A 14,929-nucleotide genomic window follows, 5' to 3' on the forward strand; every position below is an offset into this window, starting at 1 on the left:
GCCCGGGCGCCGGGCGGGGCGGGCCCGTCCCGCCCCGGCGCCCCACCCGGCCGATCCCGCACTCCTCGGCGCCGCCCGGACCCGGCCCGTCCTGTCCCGGCGGCACGCCGACCCGACCGCCACGGCATCCCGATCACCCGGCGGCACTCCGCACCCGGCGCCCCCTCCCCGGCCGCCGGCTGCTCCGTCCACGGACCGGACCACGGTCCGCCGCGCGACCCCGCGCCCCTCACCCACACCCACACCAGCGGAGCCCCGGCCCGCCATGGCCGGGGCCCCGCCGATCCCCCCTTGGAGGACGCCATGAGGCCCCTGAGAGCCCCGGGCACGCGCCTCGCGTGCGCCGCCGCCGGACTGGCCGTCACCCTGACCGCCTGCGGCTCGGACCCCGGCACCGACGCCGCCGAGCTCGACCCGACCCTGACGGTCTGGGCCGACGACGAGCGCGCCCTGGCGCTGATGACGTTCGCCGAGGCCTACTCGCGCACGTCGGACGCACAGGTGGAGGTGATCGTCGTCGAGCACGAGGAGCTGCGCGCCAGTTTCGTGAGCGCCCACGCCAACGGGCTCGGCCCGGACATCATGGTCGGTCCGCACGACTGGACCGGCGAGCTGGTCGAGTCCGAGGCGGTCGCGCCGGTGACCCTGGACGCGCGGTCGGCCGAGGCCTTCACTCCCGGCGCCCTGGACGCGGTGACCTACGACGGCGCCGTGTACGGCGTCCCCTACGCCACGGAGAACCTGGCGCTGATCCGCAACACCGACCTGGCCCCGTCGGAGCCGGAGACCGTGGAGGAGCTGGTGGAGACCGGCGCGGACCTGGTCGACGCCGGCCGGGCCTCGCGGGTGCTCGGCCTGCAGGTGGGCGAGGAGGGCGACGCCTACCACATGCACCCGCTGTTCACCTCCGCCGGCGGCTACCTCTTCGGGGAGGACGGCGCGGGCGATCCCGACCCCACGGACCTGGGGGTGGCGGCACCGGAGTCGGTGGCCGCCTTCGAGCGGATCGCCGAGCTGGGTGAGGCCGGTTCGGGCGTGCTCACCCGGGACACGACGGCGGAGCGCGCCACGGAGCTGTTCACCGGGGGCGAGGCGCCGTACTTCGTCACCGGCCCGTGGAGCCTGTCGGCGGTCAAGGAGGCCGGGGTGCCCTACGAGATCAGCCCCGTGCCGCCGTTCGCGGACGGGGCTCCGGCCCGCCCGCTGATCGGCGTGCAGGCCTTCTTCGTGGCGGCGGGCGCCTCCGATCCGGACCTGGCGCGCACGTTCGCGGCCGACTTCGTCGCCGACCCGGAGTTCTCCGTGATCCTCTACGAGGCCGATCCCCGGGTGCCCGCGCTCGTGGACGCCCTGGAGACGCTGTCCGAGCAGGATCCGGACCTGCAAGCGTTTCAGAATGCCGGCGCAAACGGGCTGCCCATGCCCGCGATCCCGGAGATGGACGCGGTGTGGGGGCCGTTCGGCCAGGCCGGCGCGGACATCATCGCAGGTGCGGAACCCGCGGAGGAGCTCGCCGAGGCCGAGGAGCTGATCACCGCGAGTTTCGCGGAGTGAGCCGAACGTGTGACACCGAGCCGATCGGATCACCTCGTGTCACGCTCCGACCACGTACGGCCCACCATCATCCATCTGTTTCCTGGGCGTTTCCACATCTTTATCCCGAGAGTCTGCAAAGACTTTCAATGCTTGCAAGTTATTGCTAACGTCACATCAATCGCATGCTCGAGACGGACCCGGGGCCACCGGCCAGCCGCATGCGCACCTCTCCACACCGGCCTCCCGGAAGGAAGACACCATGAGATTCCGCAGCGCACCGGCGATCACGGGGATCGCCGCCATCGCCCTGATGGCGACCGCCTGCACCGGCGGCGGCGACAGTGACAGCGAGGGCGGGTCGGCCGAGGGCGGCCTGACCATCTGGACCGACGCCGAGCGCGCCGACGCCGTCGAGGCCGCCGCCGACGAGTTCGCCGAGGCCAACGGCATCGACGTCAGCGTCGACACCGTCGCCTTCGAGGACATGCAGGGCGACGTCCTCAACGCCCACCAGGCGGGCAACGCCCCCGACATCTTCATCGGCGCGCACGACTGGACGGGCAACCTGGTCCGCAACGGGGCCGTGCAGCCCATCGAGCTCCCCCAGGACCGGGCCGCGCTGCTCGACGAGACCTCCCTGGAGGCCATGTCCTTCGACGGGCAGCTCTTCGGTGTCCCGTACTCGCAGGAGAACCTCTTCCTGATGCGCAACACCGAGCTGGCCCCGGACGCCCCCGAGACCTTCGAGGAGCTCGTCGAGACCGGGACCGAGCTCAAGGACGCCGGCGACGTCGAGGAGGTCCTGTCCATGGCGGTCACCCAGGAGGGCGACCCCTACCGGATGAACCTGCTCTACACCTCCGGCGGCGGCTACCTCTTCGGCCAGGACGACACCGGCACGTGGGACCCCACCGACCTGGGCGTGGGCACCGACGAGTCCATCGAGGCCATGGAGAAGATCGCGGAGTACGGCGAGGAGGGCGAGGGCGTCCTGCGCCGCTCCATCGGCCTGGAGAACGACGCGGCCCTGTTCTACGACGGTGACACCGCCTTCTTCGTCGCCGGCCCGTGGAACCTGGCCGACACCCAGGAGGCCGGCGTCGACTACGAGATCAGCCCCTTCCCCGGCTTCGAGGGCGGCGACCCCGCCAGCCCCTACATCGGCTACCAGTCGTTCTTCGTGACCGAGGGCAGCGCGAACTCCGCCCTGGCCGAGGAGTTCGTGACCAACTACGTCACCGACACCGACTTCATCCTCAGCCTGTACGAGATCGACCCCCGCACGCCCGTCCAGACCGAGGCCCTGGAGAGCGTCTCGGCCGAGAACCCCGACATCGCCGCGATCGCCGAGGCCGGCGCCGAGGGCATCCCGATGCCCTCCATCCCGGAGATGGGCGAGACCTGGCAGCCGCTGGGCGTCGCCCAGGCCGACATCATCGGCGGAGCGGACCCCCGTGAGGCCATGGAGGCCGCCGCCGAGACCATCTCCGAGCAGATCGGCGAGTAGGCGTGGCGGCTTCCGACAACGCGGGCGCCCCGGACGGGGCGCCCGCCCACCCCACCGCCCGCCCGTCGCCCGCCACCCTCAACGGACGCCTCGGGCGCGGTTCCCCCCGTTCACCGCTGCCCGGCGGGCGCTTCGCACGCGAGGGATCGCTGGTCGGACAGGTCGTCAAGATCGGCCTGCTGGGACTGTTCACGGCCCTGGGCGTGTGGGCCGTCCTCCCGCTCTACATCGGGGGCAACTGGCTCGGCATCGGGCTGGTCGTCGCCGTGGTGGGCCTGGTCTACTACGTCTACCTGTCCAAGCGCACCGTGCCCGCGAAGTACCTCGTGCCCGGTGTGCTGTTCCTGATGGTCTTCCAGATCTTCCCGGTGCTCTACACGATGAGCACCTCGGTGACCAACATGAGCGACGGTCACCGGGGCAGCAAGGAACAGGCGATCTCCGCCGTGGAGTCCCTGTCCGTGACCCGGACGGCCGACTCCGAGGAGTACGCCCTGACGGTCGCCGCGGTCGGCGACCCGGAGACCGGTGAGCTGGTCTTCCTCCTCACCGACGCCGAGGGCGACACCCAGGTCGGCGACGCGGACGGGCTCAGCGAGCTCGCCGGCGCCACCGTCGAGGACTCGGGCAAGGTCACCGACGCGTTCGGCTACACCATCCTCACCCCGGCCGAGGTCAACGAGCGCAGCGGCGAGCTGGAGGAGTTCGCGGTACCGACGGGCAGTGGCGCGGGCATCCGCTCCAGCGGGCTGTCCACCGCCTACGAGGGCAGGGCGCTGCGGGTCTACGACGAGTCGTGCGACTGCGTGACCGACACCGAGACCGGTGACGTCTACACGGCCGACGCCGAGCGCGGCGCCTTCTACAACGACGAGGGCCAGCGCCTCCCCCAGGGGTGGCAGGTCAACGTGGGCGCCGACAACTTCGCGCGCTTCCTGTTCGACCCGGCGTTCGCGTCGTCGTTCTTCAGCATCCTGCTGTGGAACATCGTCTTCGCCGTGGCGGTGACCGGCCTGGTGTTCGTGGTCGGGCTCGCCGTGGCCCTGACACTGCACGTGCCGAAGATGCGCGGCAAGGTCTTCTACCGGGTCCTGGTGGTCCTGCCGTACGCGATGAGCTCCCTGGCCATGTACCTGCTCTGGCGGGACATGTTCAACACCGACTTCGGTGTCATCAACCAGGTGCTCGGACTGCGGATCGACTGGTTCGGCTCGGTGTGGGGCGCGCGGGCCGCGGTCATCCTCGCCAACGTCTGGCTGGGGTACCCGTACATGTTCCTCGTGGCCACGGGGGCGCTCCAGGCGATCCCGCGTGAGCTCGGACAGGCCGCGCAGATCGACGGCGCCAACCCGTGGCAGGCCTTCCGGCAGGTCACCCTGCCGCTGCTGATGGTGGCGATGACGCCGATCCTGGTCGCCACGTTCGCCTTCAACTTCAACAACTTCAACGCGGTGTGGCTGCTGACCAGGGGCGGGCCGCTGTTCTCCGACAACTCCACGGCCGGTGCGACCGACCTGCTGATCACCTACACCTACCGGTTGGCGTTCAACGAGGCCACCGCGCAGTACGGCTACGCGGCGGCGCTGTCGGTGATGATCTTCCTGATCGTCTCGGTGATCTCGGTGACCAGCCTGTGGCGGAGCAAGGCACTCAAGGAGGTGGACTGATGTCGGTGGACACCGTGCGGACGGCGCCGACGCGCTACCGGCGCGGCGCGGGCACACGGTTGAGCCTGTGGGCCACCCGCCTGGGCTGGCGCCACGTGGTCATGTGGGTGGTCGCGGCGTTCGCGCTCTTCCCCGTCATGTTCGTGGTCTCGGCCGCGCTCAACCCGCTCGGCACGCTGAGCAGCTCGCAGCTGTGGCCCACGGGGGCGAGCCTGGACAACGCCAGGGATCTGTTCTCGAACACGCCGTTCACGACGTGGTACGCGAACTCGCTGTTCTTCGCGCTCACGAACGCGGCCGTGACGGTGCTGCTGTCCGCGCTGGCCGCCTACGCGTTCAGCCGGATGCGGTTCAAGGGCCGCAAGGTGGGGCTGATCGGGCTGCTGGTCATCCAGATGTTCCCGCAGTTCCTGGCGATCGTCGCGATCTACCTGATGTTCTCCTCGATCGGGGAGTACTACCCGGTGATCGGCTTCGACACGCGCTGGGGCCTGCTGCTGGTGTATCTGGGCGGGGCGCTCAGCATCAACACGTGGTTGATGAAGGGCTTCTTCGACACCGTGCCCAAGGAACTGGACGAGTCGGCGCAGATGGACGGGGCCACACACGCCCAGGTCTTCTTCCGGATCATGCTGCCGCTGGTCACCCCGGTCCTGGCGATCGTGGGCCTGCTGGTGTTCATCTCGACCATCAACGAGTTCCTGCTGGCGAGCGTGTTCCTGCGCGACACCGAGGCCAAGACCCTGGGTCTGGGCCTGTACCAGGTGGTCGCCTCCTCCCGCAACGCCAACTTCGGGATGTTCTCGGTCGGCGCGATCCTGCTGTCCCTGCCCACGCTGATCGTGTTCTGGTTCCTCCAGCGCTTCATCACCGAGGGCCTGACGTCGGGAGCGGTCAAGGGCTGACCGCGGGCCGCACACGAATGGAGGGGCTCCCCCGGCGGGGAGCCCCTCCTTCGACTGCCCGAGGGGGTCGAGGTGGCCATCCAGCGAGCCTTAGCCCCAGGGGGTCTGTCCGGGCCGAAGCGAGGAACGAGCGGAGGCCCATAGCAAGCACAGTGAGGGCGCCGACGGGTCCTGGAGGGCCTGGAGGTGCGCTCCCGAGGAAGTATTGCGCCGCAGGCGTCCGTTGAGGGTGGTGGCGGGCGACGGTGTGGGAACGAGGGAGCGCACCGGAAGGCGCGAAGGCCCCGTCTCAAGGGCGCCCGAACCACTACTTCTTCTTCTTGTCCTCGCCGCCGCCATCGGTGGACAGCGCGGAGATGAAGGCCTCCTGGGGTACCTCGACCCGGCCGACCATCTTCATCCGCTTCTTGCCCTCCTTCTGCTTCTCCAGCAGCTTGCGCTTACGGCTGATGTCGCCGCCGTAGCACTTGGCGAGCACGTCCTTGCGGATGGCGCGGATGTTCTCGCGGGCGATGACCCGGGCACCGATGGCGGCCTGGACGGGCACCTCGAACTGCTGCCGCGGGATGAGCTCGCGCAGCTTCTTGGTCATCGCCACACCGTAGGCGTAGGACTTCTCCTTGTGCACGATGGCGGAGAAGGCGTCCACGGGCTCGCCCTGCAGCAGGATGTCCACCTTGACCAGGTCGGCCGCCACCTCGCCCTTGGGCTCGTAGTCCAGGGACGCGTAGCCCTTGGTGCGGGACTTGAGGTGGTCGAAGAAGTCGAAGACGATCTCGGCCATGGGGAGCGTGTAGCGCATCTCCACCCGGTCCTCGGACAGGTAGTCCATGCCGTGCAGCTCCCCGCGCCGGTCCTGGCACAGCTCCATGATCTGGCCGATGAACTCCGAGGGGCTGAGCACCGTGGCCTTGACCACCGGCTCGTAGATGGACGCGATCTTCCCGGCGGGGAACTCGCTGGGGTTGGTCACCACGTGCTCGGTGCCGTCCTCCATGTCCACCCGGTAGATCACGTTGGGCGCGGTGGAGATGAGGTCGAGGTTGAACTCGCGCTCCAGGCGGGCCCGGGTGATCTCCAGGTGCAGCAGGCCCAGGAAGCCGCAGCGGAAGCCGAAGCCCAGGGCGGCGGAGGTCTCCGGCTCGAAGACCAGCGAGGCGTCGTTGAGCTGGAGCTTCTCCAGCGCGTCGCGCAGGACCGGGTAGTCGGTGCCCTCGATCGGGTACAGGCCGGAGAACACCATGGGCTTGGGCTCCTGGTAGCCCTCCAGCATGTCCGTGGCCGGCCGGTTCAGGGCGGTGATGGTGTCACCGACCTTGGACTGGCGCACGTCCTTGACGCCGGTGATGATGTAGCCGACCTCGCCGACGCCCAGGCCGCCGCACTTGGTGGGCTCGGGCGAGCTGACGCCGATCTCCAGGATCTCGTGGGAGGCCCTGGTGGACATCATCTGGATGCGCTCGCGCGGGCTGAGCTTGCCGTCGATGACGCGGACGTAGGTCACGACGCCGCGGTAGGTGTCGTAGACCGAGTCGAAGATCATCGCGCGGGCGGGCGCGTCGGCGTCACCGACTGGCGGCGTCATCTGCGTGACGATCTCGTTGAGCAGGTCCTCGACGCCCTCGCCGGTCTTGGCGCTGACCTTGAGCACGTCGGAGGGCTCACAGCCGATGATCCCGGCGAGCTCCTCGGCGTACTTCTCCGGCTGGGCGGCCGGGAGGTCGATCTTGTTGAGCACCGGGATGATGGTGAGGTCGTTGTCCAGCGCCATGTACAGGTTGGCGAGGGTCTGCGCCTCGATGCCCTGCGCGGCGTCGACCAGCAGGATCGCACCCTCGCAGGCGGCCAGGGAGCGCGACACCTCGTAGGTGAAGTCCACGTGGCCGGGGGTGTCGATGAGGTTGAGCGTGTAGGTCCGGTCGTCGAGCGCGGTGAAGGGGATGCGCACGGCCTGCGACTTGATGGTGATGCCGCGCTCGCGCTCGATGTCCATGCGGTCCAGGTACTGGGCGCGCATCTGTCGGTCCTCGACGACCCCGGTGATCTGGAGCATCCGGTCGGCCAGCGTCGACTTGCCATGGTCGATGTGCGCGATGATGCAGAAGTTGCGGATCAGCGCGGGATCGGTCCAGTTCGGCTGTGCCACCGTGCTCCGTTCACTCGTTCCTTGGGCATGGAAGCCCCGGCTCAGGCCGGGGAGGATACGCCCATCTCCTTCCTGAGAGTGTAGGCGTAGCCATCCACTCGCTGGAGCAAGCGGACGTACCTGTGGTTGATCCCAGCTTGTCGGCCGTGGGCGGTGGTGATGTCGAAGTTGCCCCTGGCCCGGACCAGGACGCGGCCACTGTGGGAGCCCTTCCTCTTGCCCACTGGGACCAGGGCTCGGACCAGGTCCCCGGTGGCGAAGCCGAAGTACTGCTTGGACCGGGACCGTCGAAGCCGGGGGAAGCCGTGCTTGTCCGGGGTGGTGCGGGCATAGGACCCTCGCCCGGTGCAAGCGACGGACAGGACCGTCCGCGCAGCCTCGGTGATGGTGTCCAGCTTGCCGACCGCGAGGGCGTCCAGGGTGTGGGACTTGGGCAGGCGGTTGCGGGTGCGGTTCCACTTGGTGCGCCCGCCAGAACCCACACGGGTGGGCAGTCGCTCGTCCAGGGAGCGCCATAGCGCCCACCGGGTGGCGTTGACGGCGGCGGCGTCCCGCAGGGGTGCTTTGGCCTGTGCCCTGATCATGGCCAGGGTCTTCGGGTCGGTGACGAACTCTTCCACCGGCCGGTCGGCCTTGGCCTGGTTGCACGGGATACAGGCCAGCACCAGGTTGGCGACCCGGTCCGAACCGCCCCGGGAGCGGGGGTGAACGTGGTCGATGTTCAGCGGCGTGTCAGTGGCACCGCAGTAGACGCAGGTTCGACCGAACTTGGCCAGCAGGTACTCACGCACCTCGAACCCGCGCAGCGTCCCCTGCTGGTAGGCGGCCCCTTCCAACGGCCGCCCGGCGGACAGCGCATGGGTGTCGAACGCCGCCCTCTCCACATGGGCCACCCTGACGGGCGCCAGGCGGGCCAGGCGACCCGCCCACGAGGCAGTGGTCTCCACCCGGTGCCGCAGACTCGGCGCCAGCCACCCTCGGGGACGGCTTCGGTTGTCGAATCTGGGCGGGCGATAGCGCAGATTCGCTGAGCGGCGGCGCCGCCCGTAGTTGGCGCGTTGGGCGAGCTTCTTTCGGATGGTCTGGCCGCGGTGGTCGAGCTGGGTCGCGTACCGGCCCCGGCGTTCACCAGCCAGTTAGGTGAACACGGCGATGCCGGTGTGCCTGGAGCCGGGGTCGATGCCGATCTCGACGCCGTCGACCTCGGATTCGGCCGCGGTGCGGTCCTTGAGCCGAATCACGAACGGGGTGTGGCGATGGACGACCGCGCGCCCCCTCACGAGGAGCCGGCGAGCCCGTGCGGGCGGGCAGGGTTGCAAGGGTGTGCCGTGCTTGTCCAGGACGAACACGAACGGATGGATCTGCTCAACGGTGTGGGCCTCACGGCCCGACTCCCCGGACCCGCAGGGCTCGGGGGTGACGCCGGAACCGCCAGGTGAGACGGCACCGGTCTCCCCTCGACCATGTTCCGCACCGGGTACCACACGGGTGTGGTGTCCGCGCCCCGTTTCGTCCGAGATCCGTCGGGTGTCTGCTGGTGCGGATTCCAGAGCAGGCCGCTGAGGAAGCAAGGCCTGGTGGGTCTTCCGTCCTGTGCGCAACGTAGCCATCAAGGTCACCTCCTTATTGGTGACGGCTGGGTCTGGTAACGGCGGCCTTCAACCACGAGAGCTGAAGGCCCCGCCCTCAGGCGGGGGATCCCGTTACAGGTTGGGTTCGGGGTCACGCGCGAGATTCGCGCCGTCCCGCCATGGCCGAGGCCTACGGCATCGTCCATCATTCCACGAAGGCGGGGTGCCCTCTCCGGGAACGGCCGCCGCCCGTGCGGCAGTATGGGCACGGACTCGAAGCCGGGAACGGGCCGTCGCGGCGCGACGTGCGGTGTCCGCGACCGTGGGAGGAGTGAGCCGGTGAAGTGGCTGTTGACGCGGGTGCTGGCGGGTGTGGCCGCGGTCGCGGTCGTACTGGTGGGGGCCGGGGCACTGCTCGCCTACCAGTACTCGGGCGATCCCGCCCCGTGGGCGGTGTCCCAGGGGGCCGACGCCGCGTGGGTGGGCTCGTGGGAGGACACCGACGCCCTGGCCGCGATCCTGGACACCGGCGGTGTCGACACGGTGTACGTGTACGCGGGCGACATCGGAGACGAGGGCGGGATCGAACGGGTGGCGGACACCGACGCGCTGCTCGCGTGGCTGGCCGACGAGTACCCGGACGTGCGCCCGCTGGCGTGGCTGAGGCACGTGCGGACGGGGTCGTCGCTGGTCGAGGACCGGTTCGGGGCCGACGCCCGGGAGACGCTGGCCGGGCAGGCGGCGGAGGTGGCGGGCGACGGGTTCGCGGGCGTGCACCTGGAGGTGCGCCCGGTGACCGTCAACGACCCGTCGATGCCGGACCTGGTGTCGATGGTCCGCGAGGAGCTGGGCGGGGATCCGGTGCTGTCGGTCCAGGCCCAGCACGTGGAGCTGCTGCCGGGCGGCCGGATGCCGTCGTTCGTGGTCCAGCGCGAGGAGAAGTACTGGTCGAAGGGGTACCTGGACCGGGTGACCGAGGAGGCGGACGAGGTCGTCCTGCCGGGCGTGGGCGCGGGGATGCCGGGCGAGGCGATGTACGGCGGCTTCATGGTCCGGCAGGTGAACGAGGCCGTGGCGGCGCTGGGGACGCGCGAGGAGGTGACCGTGCGGTTCGGGCTGCCGACCTACGACAGCCCTGACTGGGGCGAGCGCGAGGAGCACGAGTCGCCGGAGACGGCCCTGGCGGCGGTGCGTCTGGGCGTGACGGGCGCCGAGCCCCCGGAATCGATGACACTGGGTGTGGCGTTCTACGTGGCCGACGAGGCCGACGCGGACGACCTCGCGGCCTACCGCTCCGGCTGGCTGCCGACCTGAGATGCGCGAAGTGGTGCCGGGGTGGGGCATACTGGAAGTCCGTGTCTCGGACTTCCACGGGGATCCCGTGGTCTCTCACACCCAGCGTCGGCGCCCACGCCGGCCTCTCGCGGAACGGCTGCCCGTGAGATGCGCCGCCTGTTCGACCGACGCGCAGATCTGATCAACTGGAGCACGTTTTCGCATGGCGAACATCAAGTCGCAGAAGAAGCGCATCAAGCAGAACGAGAAGGCTCGTGTCCGCAACCAGGCGGTGCGCTCCCAGCTGAAGACGGCCATCCGCAAGTTCCGTGAGGCTGCCGAGGCCGGGGACGTCGAGAAGGCCACCGTCGCCCAGCGCGACGCCGCGCGACTGCTGGACAAGGCGCACAGCAAGGGCGTCATCCACAAGAACCAGGCCGCGAACCGCAAGTCCGCGATCGCCAAGCGCCTGCACGAGCTGCAGCCCGCTGCCTGATCCAGGCTTTTCGCGACCCGGCCCGGTGGTGACACCGGGCCGGGTTCCTTCTTGTCCGGCGGAGTTGTCCACAGGCGGAAATCATCTGATGACACAGCGTTGAGGCTTCCTTACCGTTGCGTTCATGACCCTTCACCGCCGTCGGCGCCCACACTCCCCTGCCCCTCAGGACCGGCTCCGCGCGCTCGGGCTGTCGGACTCCCCCGCCGCACGGCGCCTGCACGCCCGGGTCCCCCGACCCGCCGGGAGCGCCGCCCCGCCCCCGCCGATTCCCCGGGCGCCGTACGCGCTCGACACGACCGACGCGCCCTACGGCCCGCCGGTGGACACCGCGGACGAGGACGCCCTGGAGACCACCGTCCAGCGCACCCGCCTGGTCCCCCGGGCCGAACCCGACCCGGACGCCGTCCCCACGGAACGCCTCCGCCCGGCTCAGGGCCGTGTCGACGCCCGGTCCCGGCCCGTCCAGCGGGCCGACGGCCACGCCCCCGCGCGGGTCTGGCGCGGGCACTCCCCCGGCGGCGCACGCGCCGACGCACCGGGGACTCGGTCCCGGCACGGCCGACCGACGAGCGCCACCGGACGCCCCCAGGGTGTCGATCCCGCAGGCCCACCGCCGCACGGGCAGAGCAGCGCCCCGGCGCCGGCCGGCCCGACGCAGCGCGAACGACCGCCGGCAGAGACGGACGCGCCGACCCGACCGCGACGCGGTGCCGGGTCGGTCCGTACCTCCCCGGACCGCGACTCTCCGCTCCCTGACTCCGACGCGGGGCCGCGGACGTCTCTGGGAGCCGGGCGCGGGGCATCCGGGGGCGCGACACGGCCGCCGTCCGGGTACACCGAGTTCGATCCCTCCGAGACCCTCCTGGAACGTTGGACCCGGCGGTGGACCGCCCACGCGGCGCTGTCGCGGCGGGCCGTCCTGGCGCTGGTGGTCCTCGGCCTGCTCGCCGTGGGCGCGACGCTCATGGCCCTGCGGGACCGGCCGCAGACGGTCGAGCCGGACACGGCCGTGCAGGCGGCCACCGGACCGGCTCCGGAGACGAGCGCGGCTCCGGGCGGGGAGGTGATCGTGCACGTGAGCGGGGACGTCACCGACCCCGGGCTCTACACCCTCGGGCCCGGGTCGCGGGTCTCCGACGCCGTCGACGCGGCGGGCGGACCGCTGCCGGACGCCGATCTCGGCGAGCTCAACCTGGCGCGCCCGCTCACGGACGGCGAGCAGATCGTCGTGGGCCCGCCCGAACCCGAGGACACCGCTGCCGGGTCGCCCGTGAACGTCAACCAGGCCGACGCCGCCACGCTGGAGACCCTGCCCGGCATCGGTGAGGTCATCGCGAACAACATCATCGACTACCGCGAGGAGCACGGCCCCTTCGTCCAGGTCGAGGACCTGACCAACGTGAGCAAGATCGGCGACGCGGTTCTGGCGGACATCTCGCCCCTGATCACGGTGGGGTGAGCCGGCCGTGACGACGTGGCTCGGGACGGACGCCGACGGCTGGGACCGGCCGCCGGACCTGCGCCTGCTGGCACCGGCGGTGTCGGCATGGCTGACGGCGCTGACCGCGCTGGCGGTGCCTCCCTGGGCGTCGTGGTCCTTCGCCGCCGCCGCGGGCTGTGCGGCGATCGGCGTGTACCTGCTCGCCCGGCCGCCCTGGGAGGTCCTCGCGCTGACCGGCGCGGCCGTGCTGGCCTGTGCCGCGACCGTGGCGGCGGTCACGGGAGTCCACGTGCACCGGGTCGCCGCCGGCGCCGCCGCGGAGGCGGTCGCGCACGGGCGCGCGGTCGAGTTCACCGCGGTCGTGACCGCGGATCCGCGGGCGCGGACCGGGACACCGCGCCCCGGTCGCGCGGAGTGGGTGGTCCAGGCGCGCACCTCGTGGGTGGAGGACGCGGACCGGGAGCGCGGGCCGCGGGCACCGGTGGTGGTCCTGGCCTCCGGCGAGAGCTGGGACGGGCTCCTGCCCGGGCAGGAGTTCCGCGTCGGCGGTCGTTTCGTGGCCGCTCCCGACGATCCCCTGACGGCCGCGCTCGTGCTCGTGCGCGGTCCGCCGGATCATGTGGCGGAGCCGAGCCGGGCCCAGGCCCGGGCGGGCGACGTGCGCGCCGGGTTGCGCAGCGCCGCCGCCGAGCTGGACCAGCCCGAACGCGGACTCCTGCCCGCGTTGATCGTCGGCGACGTGTCCGAACTGCGGCCGGAGACCGCCGACGACTTCCGGGCGACCGGTATGTCGCATTTGTTGACCGTATCCGGTGCCAATCTGGCGATTCTCACGGGCTTCGTGCTGGCGGTGGCCCGCCTGGTGCGGGCTCCCCCGTGGGCGTCGGTGGTGGGCGGCGCGGTAATGATCTGGGTGTTCGTGCTGGTCTGCCGGCCGGAGCCCAGTGTGGTCCGGGCCGCGGTGATGGGCTCGCTGGGGTTGCTGGCACTGGCCGCCGGACGGCCGCACGCGGCACTGGGCGCGCTGAACGTCACCGTGGTCGGTGTGCTGTTCGTGGCGCCCGGGCTGGCCGACTCGTACGGTTTCGCGCTGTCGGTCCTGGCCACGGCGGGGATCGTGCTGTTGGCGCCGACCTGGTCGAGGTCGTGGTCGCGTCGGTTGCCGCTGCCGCTGGCCGAGGCCTGTGCGGTCGCGGCGGCGGCGCACGTGGCGGTCGCGCCGGTCGTGGTGCTGTTGTCGGGCGAGGTGTCGTGGGTGACCGTCCCGGCCAACGTGCTCGCGGCACCGGTGGTCGCGGTCGTCACCGTCTGCGGTGCCGTGGTGGCGGTGCTCGGTGTGGTCTGGGGTGCCGGTGCGGCGCTGGCGGTGTACCCGCCCGGTTGGGGTGCGGCCTGGATCGCGTCGGTGGCCGAGGTGGGCGCGCGAGTTCCCTACGGGGCGGTGCCGTGGCGGTCGGACGTGGCCGGCGGTCTGCTCCTGGCCGGGCTGGTGGTCGTCCTGCTACTCACCCGCGGGCGGGTCAGACGCGTGTTCGCGGCGGGCGTGGTGGCCGTGCTGGTGCTGGGCCTGGCCGCCCGCTGCCTGCCAGGCGGCTGGCCGCCGTCGGGCTGGGCACTGGTGGCGTGCGACGTGGGTCAGGGCGACGCGTTCGTGCTGTCGGTGGGTCCGGGCACCGCGGTGGTGGCCGACACCGGGGAGGAACCCGATCTGATCGACGACTGCCTGGGGCGGCTGGGCGTGCGCGAGGTTCCGCTGCTGATCCTCAGCCACGACCACGCCGACCACGTGGACGGCACGCCGGGCGTGCTGCGCCAGCGCCGGGTGCACGCGGCGCTGGCACCCGAGGGGTTCGCGGACTCCGGGACGGGACGGCTCCTGAAGGAGGAGGGGATCGAGCTCCTGGCCGCCGCGCGCGGCCAGTCGCTGCGGGTGGGCCCGTGGCTGTTCCGGGTGCTGTGGCCCGAACCGGGCTACGCCGGGACGTTGAACAACGCCTCGGTGGTGGCGCGGGCGGACGGTCCCGCGCTGTCGGTGCTGCTCACCGGCGACGTCGAGGAGGAGGCGCAGAGATTCCTGGTCACTGGACCGGACGCGGGCCTGCTGGCGGTGACCGTGCTCACCACACCGCACCACGGCGCCGCGACGCAGGATCCCGCGTTCCTGGACGCCACCGACGCCGTGGTCGCGGTGACCTCGGTGGGCGCCGGCAATCCGTACGGCCACCCGGCCGCCTCCACCTGGAACCGGTTGGACCGGTCGACGCGCGTGAACCTGCGCACCGACCGCGACGGCGACGTGGCCGTGCTCGACGGGACCGGGTCCGGTGTCCCGCTGGTGGTCACGCGCGGCCCGCGACCGCCCCCGTGAACCGCCCGTCCGCC

The 14,929-nt window shown here is 71.3% G+C and carries 9 protein-coding genes and 1 pseudogene; 8 read left to right on the forward strand and 2 right to left on the reverse strand.

Annotation, left to right across the window (positions count from 1 at the left end; all coding sequences use genetic code 11):
- The first annotated feature begins 303 nt into the window (after positions 1-303).
- The 4 genes from HNR10_RS07050 (at position 304) to HNR10_RS07065 (ending at position 5,615) form a co-directional block, all read left to right on the forward strand.
- A complete protein-coding gene (locus tag HNR10_RS07050; protein WP_179821792.1) occupies positions 304-1,554 on the forward strand; it encodes a sugar ABC transporter substrate-binding protein in 1,251 nt (416 codons plus the stop codon).
- Between the two features lie 241 nt (positions 1,555-1,795).
- A complete protein-coding gene (locus tag HNR10_RS07055; protein WP_179821794.1) occupies positions 1,796-3,043 on the forward strand; it encodes a sugar ABC transporter substrate-binding protein in 1,248 nt (415 codons plus the stop codon).
- A 116-nt stretch (positions 3,044-3,159) separates the two neighbouring features.
- Positions 3,160-4,710: an ABC transporter permease subunit gene (locus HNR10_RS07060; RefSeq protein WP_218898409.1), complete on the forward strand. Its 1,551-nt coding sequence runs from the start codon at positions 3,160-3,162 to the stop codon at positions 4,708-4,710.
- Complete coding sequence (locus HNR10_RS07065; RefSeq protein WP_179821798.1) at positions 4,710-5,615, forward strand: sugar ABC transporter permease; 906 nt, start codon at positions 4,710-4,712, stop codon at positions 5,613-5,615. The genes HNR10_RS07060 and HNR10_RS07065 overlap by 1 nt, the downstream gene beginning before the upstream one ends.
- 307 nt (positions 5,616-5,922) lie before the next feature.
- Here HNR10_RS07065 and lepA read toward each other — a convergent pair whose 3' ends face one another.
- Both lepA and iscB read right to left on the reverse strand, forming a co-directional pair.
- On the reverse strand, positions 5,923-7,761 hold the full coding sequence (gene lepA, locus HNR10_RS07070) for a translation elongation factor 4 (RefSeq protein WP_179821800.1): 1,839 nt from the start codon (positions 7,759-7,761) through the stop codon (positions 5,923-5,925).
- 41 nt (positions 7,762-7,802) lie between these two features.
- Positions 7,803-9,371, reverse strand: a pseudogene (iscB, locus tag HNR10_RS07075) (RNA-guided endonuclease IscB).
- A 300-nt stretch (positions 9,372-9,671) separates the two neighbouring features.
- Between iscB and HNR10_RS07080 the strand changes: the two are divergent.
- From HNR10_RS07080 to HNR10_RS07095, 4 genes are all read left to right on the forward strand, one after another.
- Complete coding sequence (locus HNR10_RS07080) at positions 9,672-10,646, forward strand: hypothetical protein (RefSeq protein ID WP_179821802.1); 975 nt, start codon at positions 9,672-9,674, stop codon at positions 10,644-10,646.
- Between the two features lie 184 nt (positions 10,647-10,830).
- Positions 10,831-11,103 (forward strand): 30S ribosomal protein S20, encoded by a 273-nt coding sequence (gene rpsT, locus HNR10_RS07085; RefSeq protein ID WP_179821804.1) that lies wholly within the window; start codon positions 10,831-10,833, stop codon positions 11,101-11,103.
- A gap of 124 nt (positions 11,104-11,227) precedes the next feature.
- The gene (locus tag HNR10_RS07090; RefSeq protein WP_179821806.1) at positions 11,228-12,565 is read left to right on the forward strand and encodes a ComEA family DNA-binding protein; all 1,338 of its coding nucleotides are present in this window, start codon (positions 11,228-11,230) and stop codon (positions 12,563-12,565) included.
- Between the two features lie 7 nt (positions 12,566-12,572).
- Positions 12,573-14,915 (forward strand): ComEC/Rec2 family competence protein, encoded by a 2,343-nt coding sequence (locus HNR10_RS07095; RefSeq protein WP_179821807.1) that lies wholly within the window; start codon positions 12,573-12,575, stop codon positions 14,913-14,915.
- The last annotated feature ends 14 nt before the right edge of the window (positions 14,916-14,929 follow it).

This window comes from Nocardiopsis aegyptia (genome assembly GCF_013410755.1).
In the GTDB taxonomy this organism is placed as follows: domain Bacteria; phylum Actinomycetota; class Actinomycetes; order Streptosporangiales; family Streptosporangiaceae; genus Nocardiopsis; species Nocardiopsis aegyptia.